Origin of the sequence: uncultured Sneathiella sp., assembly GCF_963976355.1 — a bacterium.
Taxonomy (GTDB): domain Bacteria; phylum Pseudomonadota; class Alphaproteobacteria; order Sneathiellales; family Sneathiellaceae; genus Sneathiella.
Window position 1 is genome coordinate 504056 of record NZ_CAXBKA010000003.1, and the last position, 18207, is coordinate 522262.

Sequence of the window (18207 nt, forward strand, 5' to 3'; positions counted from 1 at the left end):
GGGATCAAGGCCCCTAGAAGTAATGCGATACATCCCGGTGATCGGACTGGCAGGCCGCCACGAAGAGCGCCTGTTCGTCGTCAAATCTGCGTTGCTCCCGGATGCCGAGCGTGCCGCGAATCGTCGCTTCATAACGCTCTAGGGTTGGCAGCAGATTGACCTCCGCCTGATTGCGCCAGTCGAGCTGGGCTTGATAGTCGGCGACAAGCGCGGCCATATCTTCCGTCGCCTTCTCGAAATCAGGCGTGTCGTTTCTCAGGCTGCGCCGCACACGGGATAGTCCTGACGAAATATCGGACGCGCCTTCCACCTCGCTGGCACGGCTGCTGAGATCCTCGATCGACGATACCAGATCGGCTGCATCCGCCGTCGCGAGACCGGACTGGATCTGCATCAGGTCGGCCTGCAGATCGGCATAGGCGGCATTGTCCTGAAGGATGGCAACAACCTCGGCAACCGGCTTATAGCCGTCCCCGGCCGCCCGGCGGAACTTGCCGCTGAGGACAGTTTCCTCTTTCAGCAGTGCCTTGAAGGCCGCGTAAATTTCTTTCCAGTCCGCCGGTATCTCCGCCGCGAGCCGCTCCCGGTCCACTTCGAGATCGGCAACGCGGGCTTCCAGCCTCTGCCGCGCCTCTGCCTGATCCTCACTGCGCATCCGGCCGATGGTGATCTTCAGATCGTCGATTTCCTCATCTTCCTCGCGAATATTCGCCTCTATCCGTCGCACCCGCTCTTGCACCGGCATATAATCGACGATGGCCGCATTGATGCGGTCATCCGCCTCCCACGCCTGCGTCATCAGGACAGGGGCCTGTTCGGCGGCATCGAAGCTCTGCGCGAGCCCTGTCTTCAGACGATCCGGCAGATAATCGAGATTAAGCTGCCGCGCCTCGGCAATCGCGCTGTTGATCGCGGCGCCCTTGGTAAGGAACTGATCATGGATATACTTGTCCACGCAATAGTCCAGACGCGGGTTTCGCGGCGGCGGGGCGGTTTCCGATGTCAGCGACGCCCGGTTCGGCAGATAGTTCACTAACGGCGGATAGAGCCCGACAACCACAAGCGCGATCAGCTGCAGTGAGATAAAGGCGATCACTCCTTTATACATGTCCAGTGTCTTGACGATGGGTGGGGCGACGCCGCGCAAGTAAAAGAGCGCAAAGCCGAACGGCGGCGTCAGGAATGATGTCTGGATATTCAGGCCGATCATTACGCCGAGCCACACGGCCGTAATATTCGCAGATGGATCCGCGAGAAGGATCGGCGCAACGATAGGCACCACGACCACCGCAATTTCGATAAAATCAAGGAAAAATCCGAGGATAAAGATCACTGCCATGACAATAACGAATTTCATCCAGAACCCGCCCGGCAGGCCGTTCAGGAAATCGCGGACCAGTTCTTCCCCGCCAAAGGCCCGGAACGCCGCCGTCAGCATCGCCGCCCCAAGCAGGATGATAAAGACAAGAGACGTCGTCTTCGCCGTCTCGATCATGACTTCCTGCAGGGTATTCTCTATCTTGAAGGCACGCCAACTGCTCCAGCCGATGGCGATTATCAGGCCCAAGGTCGCAACAACACCAAGGAAAATACCGAGCGCATCCTGCGTCGTGTGGATCGCCTTGACGTTGGGTTGGAAGATCAGTAGCACGGCCATGATCCCGATGAGCGACGCCAGCCCGAGAACGACCGGCGCATACGCATCCTTGCTGCCGTCCTTCAGACGATAGCCCGCCATCATGATCGCCCCTACGGCGCCGATGGCACCGGCCTGGTTCACCGTGGCAATACCGGCAAGGATCGATCCCAGAACGAGAAAGATCAGGCCAAGCGGCGGGAAAAGCGCCAGCGCCAGCTTGGCAAAGAAGGCCTTGTCGAAGGTGCCGCCATGAACAGCGGGCGCAACCTTCGGGTTGATCAGGGCATAGATCAGGATAAACGCCATATAGATGGCGACAAGCAGCAGCCCCGGTATAAGCGCGCCGAGGAACATCTCGCCCGCACTGGTCGACACCACACCGAAGGAGGATGGCATGGAGAGCTCACCGGTTGACGCCTTATGCAGCGCCTTTCGCGCCGTGCCCGCCTGATCCACGGCACTTGCCAGCTGATCGGCCAGAATAATCAGCACGATGGACGGCGGAATGATCTGGCCGAGCGTGCCCGAGGCCGCAATCGTTCCGGTCGCCAGCGATTTCGAATAATTGTTCCTGAGCATCGCCGGCAGCGAGATCAGACCCATCGCCACCACGGTCGCCCCGACGATACCGGTCGTCGCCGCAAGCAGGGCGCCGACGAACACCACGGAGATGCCAAGGCCGCCCGGCACCGGGCCGAACAGCTGCGCCATGGTGACCAGCAGATCCTCTGCGATCTTGGAGCGTTGCAGCATGATGCCCATGAAGATGAAGAGCGGAATGGCGATCAGTGTATCTCGTTCCACCTCCCAATAGACGCCGCGGAGATTGGTGACCCCGGCGCTCAGCCATTGCCAGGGGCCGCCATGAGAAAAATAGGCATCCGGATTGCCAGTCGCGACATATCCGCAGAGCGCGGCAACCGCCACGGTGACAATCGCCGAGCCGGGCAAGGCAAAGGCAACCGGAAAGCCGGAGCCGAGGGCCAGTGCCATCAGGAAAACGAGAAGGGCGAGAAAAATAAGTTCCATGATCCTACATTACCCCGTCAGTGACGACTCATGGTCAACATGACCCGGTTGCTCCAGATAGTCGGCAACCGCCTCCATCAGATAGCTGACGAACTGAACCATCATGGTGACGGCGAAAACGGCCAGAAACCCTGCCATCAGATATTTCACCTGCATTCCAACGCCGGATTGCGACACTTCGAAATTTGCCATCGGGCTATAGAGAATGGAGGTCTTGTTCCCCATGCCGACGAGCAGGATCGTCCAGCAGAGCGTAATACCCATGAACAGGCTGCCCAACGCATTGACAAACCCTTTCGTCTTGTTGGTGAAGCCCGCATAGAACACGTCAACGCGGACATGCCCCTCCTCCACCAGCGTATAGGCACTGGCAAACAGGAAGAGCGAGGCGTACCAGAAGCGCACCAGGTCGCCCATGAAGGCCTGCTCATATGAAAAAATGAACCGCGTAATCACGATCAGCAGCTCGGCAAACACCACCAGCAGCGCCAGCCACTGGAAGCCAAGGGTGCGCGACCGCAACGCAATGAAGAGCGACAGGATAATCAGCGGAACATGGACATAGGGACCGCGAAAATGGACCCGCGCAAGGTCGCCATCCAGCTGCGCGCCCACAAGATAGGGCAAAAGTCCCTCAAGCCGAAGAAAAGACAAGGACACATCCACGATGCCAACCAAAAAAACGGCCCAGAAGGCCGCCCTGACAAGATAGGTGTTCACGCGGGTAATAATCGCCGCGTCAGCCCGAAGATGCCGCCCGGAGGTGGACTGCACGAAGACGACGGCGAACACGACCACGCCCACGAACAGCGCCAGCTGTATCCAGGACAGATATGTCACCTCGCCGGAGGTGAATATCGGCTCGACCCCGGGCCAGCCAAGAACAAATGAAAGGAAATTGTTAAAAAAATAAATCGGCAGCGCCGCCAGCATACACCATCCAAAGACCCGGACCAACCATTGCAGTCCGCGGTTTGATGCATACACATCACCCGCAGTCGTCATATATGCCTCCCATAGAGGAAGGGGCGAGATCGCTGTCCCGCCCCTGTCCGCAATTAATGCAACTTATATCCCCAGAACCCGGTTCCGTTTGTTGGAGAAGGCGACTTCAGCAATTTTCTGATAGCCGCCGAGCTCACGGAGGTTCATCTGGAAGCTTTCGTCGATCTTGTTTGCAAGCGCGCTATGGGCACGCGTTTCTTCAAAGACCTCAACAGCGGCTTCACCGAAGGCGTCATAAACGTCATCGCTGAATTCTTTGAGAATGATGCCATTCTCATCGATCATCTTCTTGAGATACTCACCATTGAGCGCGGCTGCTTCTTCATACTGCGCGGCATGCTCTTCCATGCAGCAAACAGTGATCAGATTCTTGTCATGCTGGGAAAGACCTTCCCACCAGGATTTGTTCATCCCGAAGGCAAGTCCCCCACCCGGCTCATGCATGCCCGGATAGTAGTAGTACTTGGCGGCTTCATAGAACTTCAGGAAGTAGTCGTTGTACGGACCCACCCATTCGGTTGCGTCGATCGCGCCGGAAACAAGGTTTTCATAAATCTGACCGCCCGGAAGCGAGACAACAGACGCGCCAAGCTTGGCAAGAACGTCACCGCCGAGGCCCGGCATACGGAATTTCAGGCCCTTGAAATCGGCTGCAGAGTTCACTTCCTTGTTGAACCAGCCGCCCATCTGGGTACCGGTTGCACCACATGGCAGTGCCTTCAGACCAAACTCACCGGACATTTCGTCCCAGAGTGCCTGACCGCCCTTGTATTTGATCCAGGCGTTCCATTCCACTGTGGTCATGCCGAACGGCACGGAGGTGAAATAGGCGAAGCCCGGGTGCTTGCCTTTCCAGTAATAGTCAGCGCCGATATAGGCCTGAGCGTTACCGGAGGCAACTTCGTCAAACGAGTCAAACGCACCGACACGCTCACCAGCGGCGAAATAGTTGACCGTCAGGCGGCCTTCACTGATTTCCGTGATGCGAGCGCAAAGACGCTGGGCGCTGATCCCGAGGCCGGGGAAGTCCCGCGGCCATGTCGAGACAACCGTGATTTCCTGGCGTTCCTGGGCAATTGCCGGAGCGGCAAAGGGGGCCGCGGCAACACCTGCGCCAGCAATCGCAGCGCCTGTCAAAAACTTGCGTCGTTCCATAAAATATTCCTCCCGTTTCAAATCGATAGGCGGAAAAAGTCCCCCTATCAAAGATAGCTGTCATCTAACAGAAACTTCGCGTCAATACATGTAGCTGCTTTGAGGCAAGTCTTATTATTATTCTGACATCTACGGTCAGTTGTATGAACGCTTGTTCTCCCTGTTGAGGGCAATTTTGCAGGAAGACAAATCAAATACAAGGCAAATTTTCATATTCCAAATTGTGAATATTAATACATAAATATCATTTATTAGATTAAGAAAGATATATAAATATATATGAAAAAACATTTTTCTGAATTATATATAGATGCTCAAGAGCCTCCTAAAAAACGAAACTATCGATATCCCGCCAAACAATTAACCGGACGATTCACCGCATTTGTCTCTATGACAATATTCCCGATATCTTCGAATCCGCCTTTTATGTCTCCTCTATAATCGTAAAACGGTATGCCAATTCGTCGGCATTGCACGAAGCCGATCGCTCGCCTATAACGCTCATACTGTGATATCAGGGGGCAAGACCCTGTAATATGGAAGAATTTGCGTGACCCGTCTGACCGCCCTCGCCCAGTTGCTCGACCGGTTCAGTGCGGCCATGGGGAAATACATCTCCTGGCTCGCGCTCCTGATGGTGCTGGTCCAGTTCCTGCTCGTGCTGGCGCGCTATGTCTTCGGTATCGGGATCATCGCCCTGCAGGAGAGCATTATCTACAGCTTCGCTCTGCTGTTCATGGTCGGCGCCGCCGATACCCTCCGCCGCGACGGCCACGTCCGGATCGATATTTTCTATGAAAAACTCGGGGAAAGAGGCAGGGCGGCGATCAATCTCCTCGGCAGCCTGTTCCTGCTGATCCCCGTCTGCCTCGTCATCCTGATCCTGAGCTGGCCATATGTCTCCGGATCCTGGCAGATCATGGAAGGCTCGCGCGAAGGCGCAGGTCTGCCCTTCCTGTTTCTGCTGAAATCCCTGTTGCTGGTATTCCCCGTCACCATGATCCTGCAGGCAATCGCCATAATCCTGCGATCCATGACGGTCTTTCTCCGGCGGGAGGGCGGGATATGAGCCTTGCCGAAAGCCTGGCGGTCGGGCTGTTCGCCGTTACCATCCTCAGCCTGATGGCCGGATATCCGGTTGCCTTCACGCTCGCGGGGGCCGCGCTGTTCATGGGCGGTGCGGGCTGGATGCTCGGTGTTTTCGATCCTTCCCTCATGGGGGCGATCCCGTCGCGGATTTTCGGCGGTGCCATGTGGAACGAGACGCTGCTTGCGGTTCCGCTCTTCGTGTTCATGGGGATCATGCTCGAAAAATCGAAGGTGGCGGAGGAGCTCCTCGATTCCATGGGGCTGCTCTTCGGACGGCTGCGCGGCGGCCTCGGCATTTCCGTCTTTATCGTCGGCGCGCTGCTGGCCGCCTCGACCGGGATTGTCGGCGCGGCGGTCGTGACCATGGGGCTGATGTCCCTGCCGACGATGCTGAAGCGGGGTTATGATCCGCGCCTCGCGGCCGGATCCGTCTGTGCCGCCGGGACATTGGGTCAGATTATCCCGCCTTCCATCGTGCTGATCATCCTCGGCGAGCAAATCTCCAACGCCTATATGGCGGCCCAGTCAGCGAAGGGCAACTGGTCGCCGGAGCCGGTCTCCGTCGGCGACCTGTTCGCCGGCGCGCTTGTTCCCGGCCTCTGCCTCGTCGGCCTTTATATTCTATATCAGGCTGTTATGGCTTTCTTTAAACCTGAGACATCACCCGCTGTCCGGCCCGAGGATATCTCGGCGGAGATACCGAACCTGCCGCTGATGCTGCTGCGCTCCCTGTTGCCGCCGGTGGTGCTGATCGTCGCCGTGCTCGGCTCCATCCTGATGGGAATCGCCACGCCGACAGAAGCCGCCTCTGTCGGCGCTGTCGGCGCCATCCTGCTCGCGGCTCTGAAAGGGAGCAAAGGATCAGGGTTGCCCGTTTATATCGCCGGGATCGCCATTCCGCTGCTTCTGCTGCTGGCCAATCTTACCGACCTCAAGCGGATCGCGGTGGATGGGGTCGGTCCGGCGGCCCTGCTCGCTTTCCTGCTGCTCGCGGTGATCGTCGTCGGGCTCATCATCGGATTGCGGCGATTACTGAAGCGCGGCATTCTTAAGGAGGTCTGCCAGTCAACCATGGAGATGACCGCCATGGTATTCGTCATCCTGATCGGTGCGACCATTTTCAGCCTGGTGTTCCGGGGGCTTGGCGGCGATGAGTTGGTCTACCGCCTGCTAAGCGACCTGCCCGGCGGGCAATTCGGGGCGCTGCTCGTCGTCATGATCGTGATTTTTGTTCTCGGCTTTTTCCTCGATTTCGTCGAGATCACCTTCGTCGTGGTGCCTATCGTGGCGCCGGTCCTGCTGCTGATGGAGATCAGCCCGATCTGGCTCGGCATCATGATTGCGGTGAACCTGCAGACCTCGTTCCTGACGCCGCCCTTCGGCTTTGCGCTTTTTTACCTGCGCGGGGTTGCCCCGCCGGAAGTGACCACCGGCATCATTTACCGGGGCGTCTTTCCCTTCGTGCTGCTGCAACTTGTGGCGCTGGGCCTGCTTGCGGCCTTCCCGGCGCTGGCCACCTGGCTGCCGGCGGCCCTGAACGGCACTTCCTATTGAATGATGCGGGAGAGGGTCCGCTCCCGCACCGCTCGCTCAGCTATTATTTGCGAAGCTTCTCGACCAGCTTGCCGGCCATCGGCAAAAGGGCGACCGCCAGCGCGATCTTGACGATACCGCCGGCGATGAACGGATAGAGACCGGCAGCGAGCGCAGCCTCAACACCGATCAGAGTGGAGAGCCATGAAAGGCCGCCCGCGAAGATAACAGCGGTGCCAAGGGTCATGGCAACCGTGCTTTTCAGGATCGACGCGCCCCAGCCCTTTTCGACCATGTAACCGACCAGAGCCGCCGCCGCGACAAAGCCGTAGATATATCCGGCCGTCGGACCGACAAGGGAAGCCAGGCTGCCGCCACCTGAAAAGACCGGCAGGCCCATGGCGCCTTCCGCGACATAAAGCGCGACCGTCGCCCCGCCGAGACGCCAGCCATAGGTCGCGCCGATCATGGTGACCGCAAGGGTCTGCATGGTCATCGGAACCGGCCACATGGGGACCGCGATCTGGGCGGAAACTGCGATAATCATGCTCCCCGCGAGGGCCAGAATGGCGAGACGGAAAAGCTTCGCCGAGCGGGATGCCTCCGCATCCGCAGTCCACAAGCTGTCAATGAGGGGAGAGGAAGTCGATCCAACGGACATAAATAATTCCTTTCATTTACTGATACCCGAACGGGCAATGAAGAAACTACCGTATACCAAACGAACGTTTGCCTATCAACTCATATCCGGCTTAACTGATTAAATTTATTTGGATTTTTTCTTGAGCTTTCGAAAATCGAACGCGCCCGGCTGATCTCGTGGATCAACATCGGCGCCGAATATTTTCGTTTTCTGGATTTTCTGGGTTCCGGTGGTCGGCAAATCATCCAGAAAGAGAATCCAGCCCGGTGTCTTGAAATAGGCGAGAGAATTATTCGAGTAGTCAAAAATCTCCCGGGCCTTTTCTTCGGAGGTCTCGACGCCGTCCATCGGGACGATACAGGCCATCACCTCCTCCTCACGGATTTCATCCTTCACCGCGATTACCGCGACCTTCGCCACATCGTCATGTGCCTGCAATACTGCTTCCACCTCGGCGGCGGCGATATTCTCACCGGATCGGCGGATGATATTCTTCTTGCGATCGACGAAATAGATCATCCCGCTCTCGTCCTGACGAACGGTATCGCCCGTGTGGAACCAGCCGCCTTTCCAGGCTTCCTCCGTCGCTTCCTCATTCTTGAGATATCCGGCATAGAAGCCCCGTCTCGGATCATCGCCTATGCAATTGACCAGCAATTCACCCTCGCTGCCGGCTGGAACGTCCTGATCCTTCTCATCCACGACACGGGCCTGCATCTCGCCGATTGGCCGGCCAAAGGCGCGGGTATGGATTTGCCGGGGCTCGATACTGTCGGCAAAGATACGGCCGGTTTCCGTCATGCCCCACACCTCAACCAGCGGAAAGCCGAAGCGTTTCTCGAAGACCTCATGCAACTCCGGTTCAACTCCGGCGCCAAGGCCAAAGCGGACATTATGCGAAGTATCCATTTCGCTTTTCGGCTGGTTCAGCAGGAGCGGCGGCACCACACCGAGATAATGGATGACCGTGGATTTCGTCTCGGCAATCTCCTGCCACCAGGTGGAGGGGTGGAACCGGTCAGGGATCACAAGGCAGCCACCGGAAAGAATCATACAGACGAAAGAGACCGCACCCGCATTCATGTGAAAGAGCGGCAGCGGATTATAGATTCTCTCCTTCCCTTCCCGGATGGCGGCAACGCCCCCAAGCTCCATATAGGTTCGCCCGGCGGTCAGGAAATAGTCATTGGTGAGGATGCAGCCCTTTGGCCGACCGGTCGTCCCGGAAGTGTAAAGCAGGCTCACCTCGCTCATCAAATCCGGTGTCCTGCCGGCATAAGGCGCAGGCCGGGGCCGTGGCATCGGCCCGCCAAATTTTTCGAATACCACAACAGGAAGCGGGCGGCTCCGTTCCGATGCGGCAGCCTGAACATCTTCCAATCTCTCTTCAATTGTGACGACGAGATCAACATCGGAATGGTCCAGCAGATAACTCATCTCGTCATGCAGATAGTCCGGATTGACGGGCACACAGGAAATGCCAAGCGCATTCGCCGCCAGGAGATGAAGGAGATAATCGGGACGGCTTTCCAGAAGATAGGCGATCCGGTTTCCATTGGAAAATCCGTAATTCCCGTAGATGCCTTTTAGCCGCTCGATCTCTTCTGCTGCTTCCGCATAGGTTATCTCGACACCATCCGGATGATAGCTGCGTTTGGCGTAGGCGGGCACGCAGAGAAACGGGTTATCCGGATACGTCGCCAGAGTTGTGCGGAAAGCCTCATAAACAGTGTTCATAGCCCCCTCATCTTACAACAGTAACAATATGCTAGCTGAACTTGTTGTTCTTGTTGAACCCTCTTGGCGGGAGGCGCCCGGCATTGGCCCGGCGGGTATACCAGCCGGTGAGGTCCGTCTCGGTGCGGGTCCGCTCCCCGGATTTCCAGGTGAGCCCTTCTTCCTTGGTGAAGGTCTTGATATCGGACAGGCCACCGTCCTTGTAGCGCTGCAGGGTGACCCCGCGGCCGCGCGTCATCTCGCCCAGTTCGTCGAGCGCGAAGCAGTTGAGCCGCCGGTTATCGCCGATCACGGCAACGCTGTCCCCGTCCACATCGACGCAGAAGGCCGCCTCGACATCGCCGGAGACATTGAGCACCTGCTTGCCGTTCCGGGTCTGGGCGATGACGCTGTTCTCATCGACGATGAAGCCGCGCCCATCGCTGGAGGCAACCAGCAGCTTCCTGCCCGGCCTGTGCACGAACAGCGAGACGATGTCCTGGTCATTGCCAAGGTCGATCATCAGCCGGACCGGTTCGCCATGGCCGCGCCCGCGCGGAAGCTTGTCGCAGCCGATGGTATAGAACCGGCCGTTGGTCGCAAACAGGACCAGCTTGTCCGTTGTCTCCGCCGTAATCCAGAAGCGCCCGCGGTCGCCATCCTTGTATTTCTCCGCGCCATTCTCCTCCGAATGGCCCTTGAGCGCCCGGATCCAGCCCTTCTCTGAGCAGATAATGGTAATCGGCTCCTTCTCGATCATGGCTTCCAGCGGAATATCGGGGAGTTCCTGCGCCTCGCCGATGCGGGTGCGACGCTCGGAGATTTCCGGTATCTTCTGCAGCGCCTTCTTCATCTCGCGGATTTCTTCCGAGATGGCATTGCGCTGCAATTCCTCGCTGCCGACCAGCGCCTCAAGCTCGGCCTTCTCGGCGCTCAGGTTATCATGTTCCGTCCGGAGTTCCATTTCCTCCAGCTTGCGGAGCGAGCGGAGCCGCATGTTGAGGATCGCCTCGGCCTGGTTCTCGGTCAGCTTGAAGGTGTCGATCAGGCTCTGCTTGGGATGGTCCTCCTCGCGGATGATCCGGATCACCTCATCGAGATTGAGGAAGACGATGAGATAACCGTCCAGCACTTCCAGTCGCGCCTCGATCTTGCCAAGGCGGTGCCTGGAACGGCGGATCAGCACTTCGAAGCGGTGATCGAGAAAGGCGAGCAGAACATCGCGCAGGCCCATTACCCGCGGGGTCTGCGTGGCGTCCAGCACATTCATATTGAGTGAAAAGCGGTTTTCAAGATCGGTCAGGCGGAACAGGCCCTGCATCAGCATCTCGGCTTCGACATTCTTGCTGCGCGGTTCCAGCACGAGACGCACATCCTCCGCCGATTCGTCGCGCACATCCGCCAGGAACGGCAGTTTCTTGGTCTGGATCAGCTCGGCAATCCGCTCGATCAGCTTGCTTTTCTGCACCTGATAGGGAATTTCGGTGACGACGATCTGATAGGTGCCGCGCCCGAGGTCTTCCACTTCCCAGCTGGCACGCTGACGGAAGCTGCCGCGCCCGGTGAGGTACGCTTCGCGGATATTCTCCTGCTTCTCCACCAACTCGCCGCCGGTCGGAAAATCGGGTCCCGGAATGAATTCCATCAGTTTGTCGATGCCCGCATTCGGGAACTTGATCAGATGCAGGAGCGCATTCGCGAGCTCGCTGGCGTTATGCGGCGGGATGGAGGTGGCCATGCCGACGGCAATGCCCGCCGAACCGTTGGCGAGCAGGTTCGGAAAGGCCGCCGGCAGAACGACGGGTTCCTTGTCCTCGCCATCATAGGTCGGGCGGAAATCGACCGTATCCTGATCGATATCCCGGAGCAGCATCTCGGCGATCACCGTGAGGCGCGCCTCCGTATACCGCATGGCCGCCGCGTTATCGCCGTCGATATTGCCGAAGTTCCCCTGCCCCTCGACCAGCGTGTAGCGCTGCGCGAATTCCTGTGCGAGCCTTACAAGCGCGTCATAGACCGACTGGTCGCCATGGGGGTGATATTTACCGATCACATCGCCGACGACACGCGCGCATTTCTTGAACCCGGAGTTCGGGTCCAGCTTCAGCATCCGCATGGCATAGAGAAGGCGCCGGTGCACCGGCTTCAGCCCGTCGCGGACATCGGGAAGCGAACGGGCCATGATGGTGGACATCGCATAGGCGAGATACCGCTCGCTTATGGCGTCCTTCAGCGAGGTCGGAACGATCTCGCCGGGCTTTACAGGGGAATGGTCACTCATGCCCCCTATATACCACCTGATTTTTGTTTAAGAAGGGAAAAATTAGGACAGATCATTTTCCGGTGATTTTTCTCTCATTTCCGACGCATAGCGGCGCTTCAGGGTGGCCATCATCCACCCGCGCGCCGACAGATGTACGCCCGGATGATGCTCGCCGATGAATTTCTCAATAAAATAGCCGGTGAGCGCGAGGCCGTTCAGGATATCGGCGGACGAAACCTCCTCCCCGGCATCGTCACCCAAGGTCCGGGCCCGCAAGAATCCGGGAAGTGGCAGGAGCTTGTCATGATAGGGGGCGCCGGCCTCCCGGCTGACCGCCCGGCCGGTTTTCGGGGACACATAGACGAGGTCCGTGGTGGCCCCGGTCGCCGCACAGGTGGAAAAATCGAGGCCATATCCGATCTCCCCGAGCAGCCCGAGTTCCCAGCGCGCCAGCAGGAGCGGCCAGATGTCCGGCGCCTCGGCCAGCGCATCGAACAGAAGCAGCGTCGCCTCATAGAGCGTCGCATGGGCCTCGCGTTCCGGCAGGACGATATCGAGCAACGCCAGCGCTGAACTGCCGCCCGCCAGCGCGTCCGGCGTATCGAACAGCAGGCTCGCGCGGGATTTCCGGGCCTCGACCGAAAAGGCGCCGAGCTGATCGGCAAGGCGGCTGCGCCAGGTCAGCTCTACCTCGTTACCCGGTTGCAGGATGCCACGCAGGCGGCGGCCCACCCCGCCGCGCACCAGACCGGCATAGCGCCCCTTTTCACGGGAAAAGGCGTGGATAATCACGCTGTTTTCGCCGTGTTTGCGCAGGCTGAGAATGAGGCCGCTGTCTGTCCATTGCATTTTTAAAGCCTATCAGACCGGCGCGCCGATCAGAACAGAAATCGCCCGTAATTTTCTCACAAGCCATGGCCGGAGTGCGTCCCACAAGGGAAAAAAAGAGGAAGGAAATATGCCCTTGGAAACCCACATCGCACTGATCAGCACCATCGATAACAAAAACCTCCGCTATCAGGCGCTGGAAACCGAGGGGATCGAATGGCCGTGCCCGCCGCCGGAGGTCCTCACGCCGTTCAAATATCACCGCTGTAAATGCAGCGGGCCGACATCGGGCTATCAGATCGCGCTTAAATATGACGGCCTGATCTGCCGCATCGATGTGACAGCCTGGGGAATCACCTACCGCAAATCGACGCCGACCTATCAGGATATGGAGATTATCCAGATCACCGACAACTCCCCCTACCGACTTGAAATCGTGATGATCTGAGCCTTCGCGGAAAGTATATTGCACTTGCGAAATAAATTGAGTAATCCCTTGATTCAAATCAATGCTGCATATGCGAAATGGCGGCATTTGAGGGCCGGAAGTTCATATTTTATGACGGTTTAAAGGATAAATTCATGTCCCTTCGCAGATCCAAATCACGTGGCAAGCTGATGTCCCAGGCCAGAGAGGCCGCCTATATCTTTACCTTTCCGGTGCTGATGCTGATCTGGGCCGTACAGTCCTACGCCTGAATTCCGAAACTGCCTCACATCTGTTCCCTTCATACGTCATGAGGAAGACGTCCGGACCGGGCGTCTTCCTGTTTCATGAAATGAATGGAGTGACTTATGACAGAACTGCATGGCTACTGGCCGACGCATGGATTCACGCATTATGTGCATCATCCGGCTCATCCCTATATGGGCCATCCTCATTATCATCCGCCGCTTGCGCCGGTGCATCCACATTACCCGCCGCTCGTCGATCATGTGACCCATGCGGGCGCCGGGCATGATATCTACAGCTACCCACATCCCTACCAGAGGTTTGAGCAGCATCCGGCAGCAGTACATCAACACCCCGTGACAACGCATCACGTGCAGCACCATCATTATCATCACACTCATCACACTCATCACAATCAACATCTGCATCAGGGCCACACGCTGCATATCCGCATGATCACGGTCAGCGAGGATATCACCAAGGTCCGCTGGATCTGGCATGTCACCGATGGAGGCGGAACGCTGGTCAAGAGCACCACAAAGATTCACGAAACCTTCGAGGAATGCATTGCCGATATCGCCGGTCATGCGGAGGTGAGAATTCTCGCGGAGCATGAGGATTATACCAAGAGGAGCTGGGTCTGGCAGATCAGCGACCATACGGGCCAGGTCATCAAAACCTCCGCCGTCATCCACAAGACGATCGATAAATGCGTCGAGGATGTACGCCTGCATGGCGCATCCCTGACGGCCGCCGCTTAGGGAAGAAACCGGATGCGGCGGCACGCGCCGCCGCATCGCGACGTGATGACTATCCGTCCAGCTTTGGTTTCAGGATACCGGTGACGACGCCGGGGTTGGCTTTGCCCTGCGTCGCCTTCATCACCTGACCCATGAAGAAGCCGAACAGCTTGTCCTTGCCGCCGCGGTATTCGGCGACCTTGTCAGGGTTGGCCGCGATCACTTCGTCGATCGCCGCCTCGATCGCGCCGGTGTCGGAGACCTGCTTGAGGCCCTTCTCCTCGACGATATCGGCGGCTTTTTTGCCGGTCTCGAACATCTCCTCGAAGACTTCCTTGGCGATCCGGTTGGAGATGGTGCCGTCCTTGATCAGGTCAATGAGTTCGCCGAGTGCCTTCGCTTCGACCGGGCTCTCGGCCAGCGCCTTGCCCGTCCGGTTGAGATGGCCGAAGAGTTCGCCGATCACCCAGTTGGCGGACAGCTTGGAATCGCGCCCTTCCGCGACAGCCTCGAAATATTCCGCCACTTCCTTTTCCGCGACCAGCACGCCCGCATCATAGGGCGTCAGGCCCATTTCCTCGATGAAGCGGTTCTTCTTGTCATCAGGAAGTTCCGGCAGGTCGGCGCGGATCTTCTCGATAAAGGCATCATCGAATTCCAGCGGCAACAGGTCCGGGTCCGGGAAATAACGGTAGTCATGCGCCTCTTCCTTGGAGCGCAGGGACCGGGTCTCTCCCTTGTCCGGATCATAGAGCCGGGTTTCCTGATCGACGGTGCCGCCCGCCTCCAGGATATCGACCTGGCGGTTGGCCTCATAGATGATCGCCGCTTGCATGAAGCGCACGGAGTTGATGTTCTTCATCTCGCAGCGCGTGCCGAAGCCTTCACCAGGCTTGCGGACCGAGACGTTAACGTCGGCGCGCATAGAGCCTTCCTCCATATTGCCATCGCACGTGCCGAGATAACGGACGATGCTGCGGATTTTCTTCACATAGGCCGCTGCTTCCTCCGGCGAGCGCATGTCCGGCTCCGATACGATCTCCATCAGCGGCACGCCGGAGCGGTTGAGATCGACAAACGTCTGGTTCGGGCTCTGGTCATGCAGGCTCTTTCCCGCATCCTGCTCCAGATGCAGGCGGGTAATGCCGATCTCGCGCGTCTCTCCGTCCTTGAGGTCGATGAGAATCTTGCCTTCCCCGACGATGGGCTGCAGATACTGGCTGATCTGGTAGCCCTGCGGCAGGTCGGCATAGAAATAGTTCTTGCGGTCAAAGACGGAAAATTTGTTGATCTTGGCATTGAGGCCGAGACCGGTGCGCACGGCCTGCTCCACTGCCATCTCGTTGATCACGGGCAGCATGCCGGGCATGGCCGCGTCAATGAAGGAGACCTGACTGTTCGGCTCGGCGCCATAGGCGGCGGACGAGCCCGAGAAAAGCTTCGATTTGCTGGTCACCTGCGCATGGATTTCGAGGCCGATCACAACTTCCCAGTCCCCGGTGGCGCCCTGAATAATCATTCCCATCTTATCCCCTCCACCAGTCGGTCGGTGTGGCGGTAAAGCCCGCCGCCTCTTCCAGAACGCCCGCCGCGCGGAACACGGTTTCCTCATCGAACGGCCGGCCCAGCAGCTGCAGCCCGAGCGGCAGTCCCTCTTCCGAGAGGCCCGCCGGAACGGAAATACCGGGAAGCCCGGCCAGGCTGGCGGGAACTGTGAACACGTCATTGATGTACATGGCAAGCGGATCGTCCCCCTTCTCGCCAAAGGCGAAGGCCGCCGAGGGCGCCGTCGGCGTCAGGATGACATCGACCTTCTCATAGGCCTCCTTGAAATCATCGGCGATGCAGGTGCGGACTTTCTGGGCCTTCAGATAATAGGCGTCGTAATAACCCGCCGACAGCGCATAGGTGCCGATCAGCAGGCGGCGCTTCACCTCGGCGCCGAAGCCCTCAGCGCGTGTGTTCGCATACATGTCGTTGAGGTCCTTGCCCTCCACCCGAAGACCGTAGCGCACGCCGTCATAGCGCGCGAGGTTGGAGGAGGCCTCCGCCGGTGCAATGATATAGTAGGCAGCAAGCGCATATTTCGTATGCGGCAGGCTAATCTCGACGATTTCTGCCCCGGCATCCTTCATCCAGTCGATGCCCTGCTGCCAGAGCGCCTCGATTTCCGGGCTCATGCCGTCCAGCCTGTATTCCTTCGGGATACCGACTTTCAGACCCCGGATATCACCGGTCAGCGCGGCCTCGAAATTCGGGACCGGCATATCGACGCTGGTGCTGTCTTTCGGATCGAACCCGGCCATGGCCTCCAGCATGATCGCGGTATCGCGGACGCTGCGGGCCATCGGTCCCGGCTGATCGAGGCTGGAAGCAAAGGCCACCACGCCCCAGCGCGAGCATCGGCCATAGGTCGGTTTGCAGCCGACAATACCGGTAAAGGACGCGGGCTGACGGATGGAACCGCCGGTATCCGTGCCCGTCGCACCCATCGCGCTAAAAGAAGCAACGGCGCTTGCCGAACCGCCTGACGAGCCCCCCGGCACGAGGTCCCGGTTGTCGCCCTTGCGGCGCCAGGGGTTGACCACATTGCCGTAATAGCTCGTCTCGTTGGAGGAGCCCATGGCGAATTCATCGAGATTGACCTTGCCGAGCATCACCGCCCCCTCTTTCCAGAGATTTGCCGTGACGGTACTTTCATAATGCGGCGTGAAGCCATCGAGAATATGCGACGCGGCCGTCGTCAGAACGCCCTTAGTGCAGAACAGATCCTTGATGGCGAGCGGGATGCCTTCAAGCTTCCCGACCTCCCCCTTCGTGCGGCGCGCATCCGATGCGGTGGCGGCCTCAACGGCCTGATCCGGCGTTTCGGTAATATAGGCGTTCAGCGGTTTCGCGGCCACCATCGCCGTGATATGGGCGGCGGTCAGCTCGCGCGCGGAAAAATCACCGGCATTGAGCCCGTCCCGCGCAGCGGCAATCCCCAGCTTCGTCAGATCACTCATTATTCAATCACCTTCGGCACGGCAAAAAAGCCGTCTTCGCGGCTCGGGGCATTGGCCACCACATCTTCGGCATAGCCGCCGTCGGTCACCTCATCGGCGCGCCAGCGCAGCCGCATTTCCGCAACCGAGGTCATCGGCTCGACATTCTCGGTATCCACCTCGCCGAGCTGTTCGACCCAGCCAAGAATATTGTTCAGTTCGGCCGCCATCGGTTCGAGGTCTTTTTCCTCGATCTTGATGCGGGCCAGATTGGCTACTTTCGCCACAGTGGCTTTATCAAGCGACATCTGTCACCCTTTGCTATAATAAGGAGCTTTCCGGAAGGTCGGCCCGGGAACGTCTCCAACTTGAAAACAGGCACCAAACCGACATTGGCTGCAAATTAGCGTAAGCAATGCTCCTCGGCAACCCCACCCATCTGAAACATCTTGTACCCAAGGACGCGCGGCTTATGGGCATGGACCCGGGTACGAAAACAATCGGCCTGGCCATCTCAGATGCCGCCCTGAAAATAGGCACGCCCCTTATGACAATCAAGCGGACAAAGTTCAAGGCGGATGCGGGCGAAATCGCCAAAATTATCGAGTCATGGAAAATCGGCGGTTTCGTCATCGGCCTGCCGCTCAATATGGACGGCAGCGAAGGCCCGAGGTGCCAGTCGATTCGCCAGTTCCAGAAAAATCTGGAGGAATATTTCGACCTGCCGATGTGTTTCTGGGACGAGCGCCTCTCGACCGTTGCCGTGACCCGCACAATGCTGGACGCCGATGCATCGCGGAAAAAGCGGGCGAAAGCCGTGGATAAAATGGCCGCCGCCTATATCCTGCAGGGCGCGCTCGACGCCATGCGCTAAAAAAATCATCTTGCGCTTGCCGCTTTTAGGGAAGGC

Annotated in this window: 15 protein-coding genes; 5 read left to right on the plus strand and 10 right to left on the minus strand. The window is 58.4% G+C overall.

Annotated elements, in window-relative coordinates:
• Nucleotides 1-13 precede the first annotated feature (13 nt).
• The 3 genes from AAC599_RS09610 to AAC599_RS09620 form a co-directional block, all read right to left on the minus strand.
• Nucleotides 14-2668, minus strand: a complete 2655-nt coding sequence (locus AAC599_RS09610) for a TRAP transporter large permease subunit (protein WP_340150184.1) — start codon at nt 2666-2668, stop codon at nt 14-16.
• Between the two features lie 9 nt (nt 2669-2677).
• Nucleotides 2678-3673 (minus strand): TRAP transporter small permease subunit, encoded by a 996-nt coding sequence (locus AAC599_RS09615; RefSeq protein WP_340150185.1) that lies wholly within the window; start codon nt 3671-3673, stop codon nt 2678-2680.
• A 63-nt stretch (nt 3674-3736) separates the two neighbouring features.
• Nucleotides 3737-4828 (minus strand): TRAP transporter substrate-binding protein, encoded by a 1092-nt coding sequence (locus tag AAC599_RS09620; protein ID WP_340150186.1) that lies wholly within the window; start codon nt 4826-4828, stop codon nt 3737-3739.
• A gap of 550 nt (nt 4829-5378) precedes the next feature.
• On the opposite strand from AAC599_RS09620, the gene AAC599_RS09625 reads away from it, so the two are divergent.
• Entirely contained in the window at nt 5379-5897 is a 519-nt protein-coding gene (locus AAC599_RS09625) for a TRAP transporter small permease subunit (RefSeq protein WP_340150187.1), read from the plus strand.
• On the plus strand, nt 5894-7471 hold the full coding sequence (locus tag AAC599_RS09630) for a TRAP transporter large permease subunit (protein ID WP_340150188.1): 1578 nt from the start codon (nt 5894-5896) through the stop codon (nt 7469-7471). The genes AAC599_RS09625 and AAC599_RS09630 overlap by 4 nt, the downstream gene beginning before the upstream one ends.
• Before the next feature lie 43 nt (nt 7472-7514).
• On the opposite strand, the gene AAC599_RS09635 is transcribed toward AAC599_RS09630, so the two are convergent.
• The 4 genes from AAC599_RS09635 to recO form a co-directional block, all read right to left on the minus strand.
• Nucleotides 7515-8111, minus strand: coding sequence for a biotin transporter BioY (locus AAC599_RS09635; protein WP_340150189.1), 597 nt, complete (start codon nt 8109-8111; stop codon nt 7515-7517).
• A gap of 105 nt (nt 8112-8216) precedes the next feature.
• Nucleotides 8217-9830, minus strand: a complete 1614-nt coding sequence (locus tag AAC599_RS09640; protein ID WP_340150190.1) for an AMP-binding protein — start codon at nt 9828-9830, stop codon at nt 8217-8219.
• 31 nt (nt 9831-9861) lie between these two features.
• The gene (parC, locus tag AAC599_RS09645; protein WP_340150191.1) at nt 9862-12090 is read right to left on the minus strand and encodes a DNA topoisomerase IV subunit A; all 2229 of its coding nucleotides are present in this window, start codon (nt 12088-12090) and stop codon (nt 9862-9864) included.
• Between the two features lie 42 nt (nt 12091-12132).
• Nucleotides 12133-12921 (minus strand): DNA repair protein RecO, encoded by a 789-nt coding sequence (gene recO / locus AAC599_RS09650; protein ID WP_340150192.1) that lies wholly within the window; start codon nt 12919-12921, stop codon nt 12133-12135.
• Between the two features lie 109 nt (nt 12922-13030).
• Between recO and AAC599_RS09655 the strand changes: the two genes are divergently transcribed.
• Both AAC599_RS09655 and AAC599_RS09660 read left to right on the plus strand, forming a co-directional pair.
• The gene (locus AAC599_RS09655) at nt 13031-13348 is read left to right on the plus strand and encodes a hypothetical protein (RefSeq protein WP_340150193.1); all 318 of its coding nucleotides are present in this window, start codon (nt 13031-13033) and stop codon (nt 13346-13348) included.
• A gap of 347 nt (nt 13349-13695) precedes the next feature.
• Nucleotides 13696-14334, plus strand: a complete 639-nt coding sequence (locus tag AAC599_RS09660; protein ID WP_340150194.1) for a hypothetical protein — start codon at nt 13696-13698, stop codon at nt 14332-14334.
• Nucleotides 14335-14383: 49 nt separating this feature from the next.
• On the opposite strand, the gene gatB is transcribed toward AAC599_RS09660, so the two are convergent.
• Genes gatB through gatC form a run of 3 tightly spaced genes read right to left on the minus strand, consistent with a single transcriptional unit; the run spans nt 14384 to nt 17605 of the window.
• Complete coding sequence (gene gatB / locus AAC599_RS09665; protein ID WP_340150195.1) at nt 14384-15838, minus strand: Asp-tRNA(Asn)/Glu-tRNA(Gln) amidotransferase subunit GatB; 1455 nt, start codon at nt 15836-15838, stop codon at nt 14384-14386.
• Between the two features lies 1 nt (nt 15839).
• Nucleotides 15840-17318 (minus strand): Asp-tRNA(Asn)/Glu-tRNA(Gln) amidotransferase subunit GatA, encoded by a 1479-nt coding sequence (gene gatA, locus AAC599_RS09670; protein WP_340150196.1) that lies wholly within the window; start codon nt 17316-17318, stop codon nt 15840-15842.
• On the minus strand, nt 17318-17605 hold the full coding sequence (gene gatC / locus AAC599_RS09675; protein WP_340150197.1) for an Asp-tRNA(Asn)/Glu-tRNA(Gln) amidotransferase subunit GatC: 288 nt from the start codon (nt 17603-17605) through the stop codon (nt 17318-17320). The genes gatA and gatC overlap by 1 nt, the downstream gene beginning before the upstream one ends.
• 107 nt (nt 17606-17712) lie before the next feature.
• Here gatC and ruvX point away from each other — a divergent pair, with 107 nt between their 5' ends.
• Nucleotides 17713-18171 carry a Holliday junction resolvase RuvX gene (gene ruvX / locus AAC599_RS09680; RefSeq protein WP_340150198.1) on the plus strand — a complete coding sequence of 153 codons (459 nt, stop codon included), beginning with the start codon at nt 17713-17715 and terminating at the stop codon, nt 18169-18171.
• Nucleotides 18172-18207: the final 36 nt, after the last annotated feature.

Coding starts and splice junctions, on each gene's coding strand:
- gatC (WP_340150197.1), bottom strand. CDS start 17,605: ATGTCGCTTGATAAAGCCACTGTGGCGAAAGTAGCCAATCTGGCCCGC.
- AAC599_RS09635 (WP_340150189.1), bottom strand. CDS start 8,111: ATGTCCGTTGGATCGACTTCCTCTCCCCTCATTGACAGCTTGTGGACT.
- parC (WP_340150191.1), bottom strand. CDS start 12,090: ATGAGTGACCATTCCCCTGTAAAGCCCGGCGAGATCGTTCCGACCTCG.
- AAC599_RS09615 (WP_340150185.1), bottom strand. CDS start 3,673: ATGACGACTGCGGGTGATGTGTATGCATCAAACCGCGGACTGCAATGG.
- AAC599_RS09630 (WP_340150188.1), top strand. CDS start 5,894: ATGAGCCTTGCCGAAAGCCTGGCGGTCGGGCTGTTCGCCGTTACCATC.
- AAC599_RS09640 (WP_340150190.1), bottom strand. CDS start 9,830: ATGAACACTGTTTATGAGGCTTTCCGCACAACTCTGGCGACGTATCCG.
- gatB (WP_340150195.1), bottom strand. CDS start 15,838: ATGGGAATGATTATTCAGGGCGCCACCGGGGACTGGGAAGTTGTGATC.
- AAC599_RS09610 (WP_340150184.1), bottom strand. CDS start 2,668: ATGGAACTTATTTTTCTCGCCCTTCTCGTTTTCCTGATGGCACTGGCC.
- ruvX (WP_340150198.1), top strand. CDS start 17,713: ATGCTCCTCGGCAACCCCACCCATCTGAAACATCTTGTACCCAAGGAC.
- AAC599_RS09660 (WP_340150194.1), top strand. CDS start 13,696: ATGACAGAACTGCATGGCTACTGGCCGACGCATGGATTCACGCATTAT.
- AAC599_RS09655 (WP_340150193.1), top strand. CDS start 13,031: ATGCCCTTGGAAACCCACATCGCACTGATCAGCACCATCGATAACAAA.
- gatA (WP_340150196.1), bottom strand. CDS start 17,318: ATGAGTGATCTGACGAAGCTGGGGATTGCCGCTGCGCGGGACGGGCTC.
- recO (WP_340150192.1), bottom strand. CDS start 12,921: ATGCAATGGACAGACAGCGGCCTCATTCTCAGCCTGCGCAAACACGGC.
- AAC599_RS09620 (WP_340150186.1), bottom strand. CDS start 4,828: ATGGAACGACGCAAGTTTTTGACAGGCGCTGCGATTGCTGGCGCAGGT.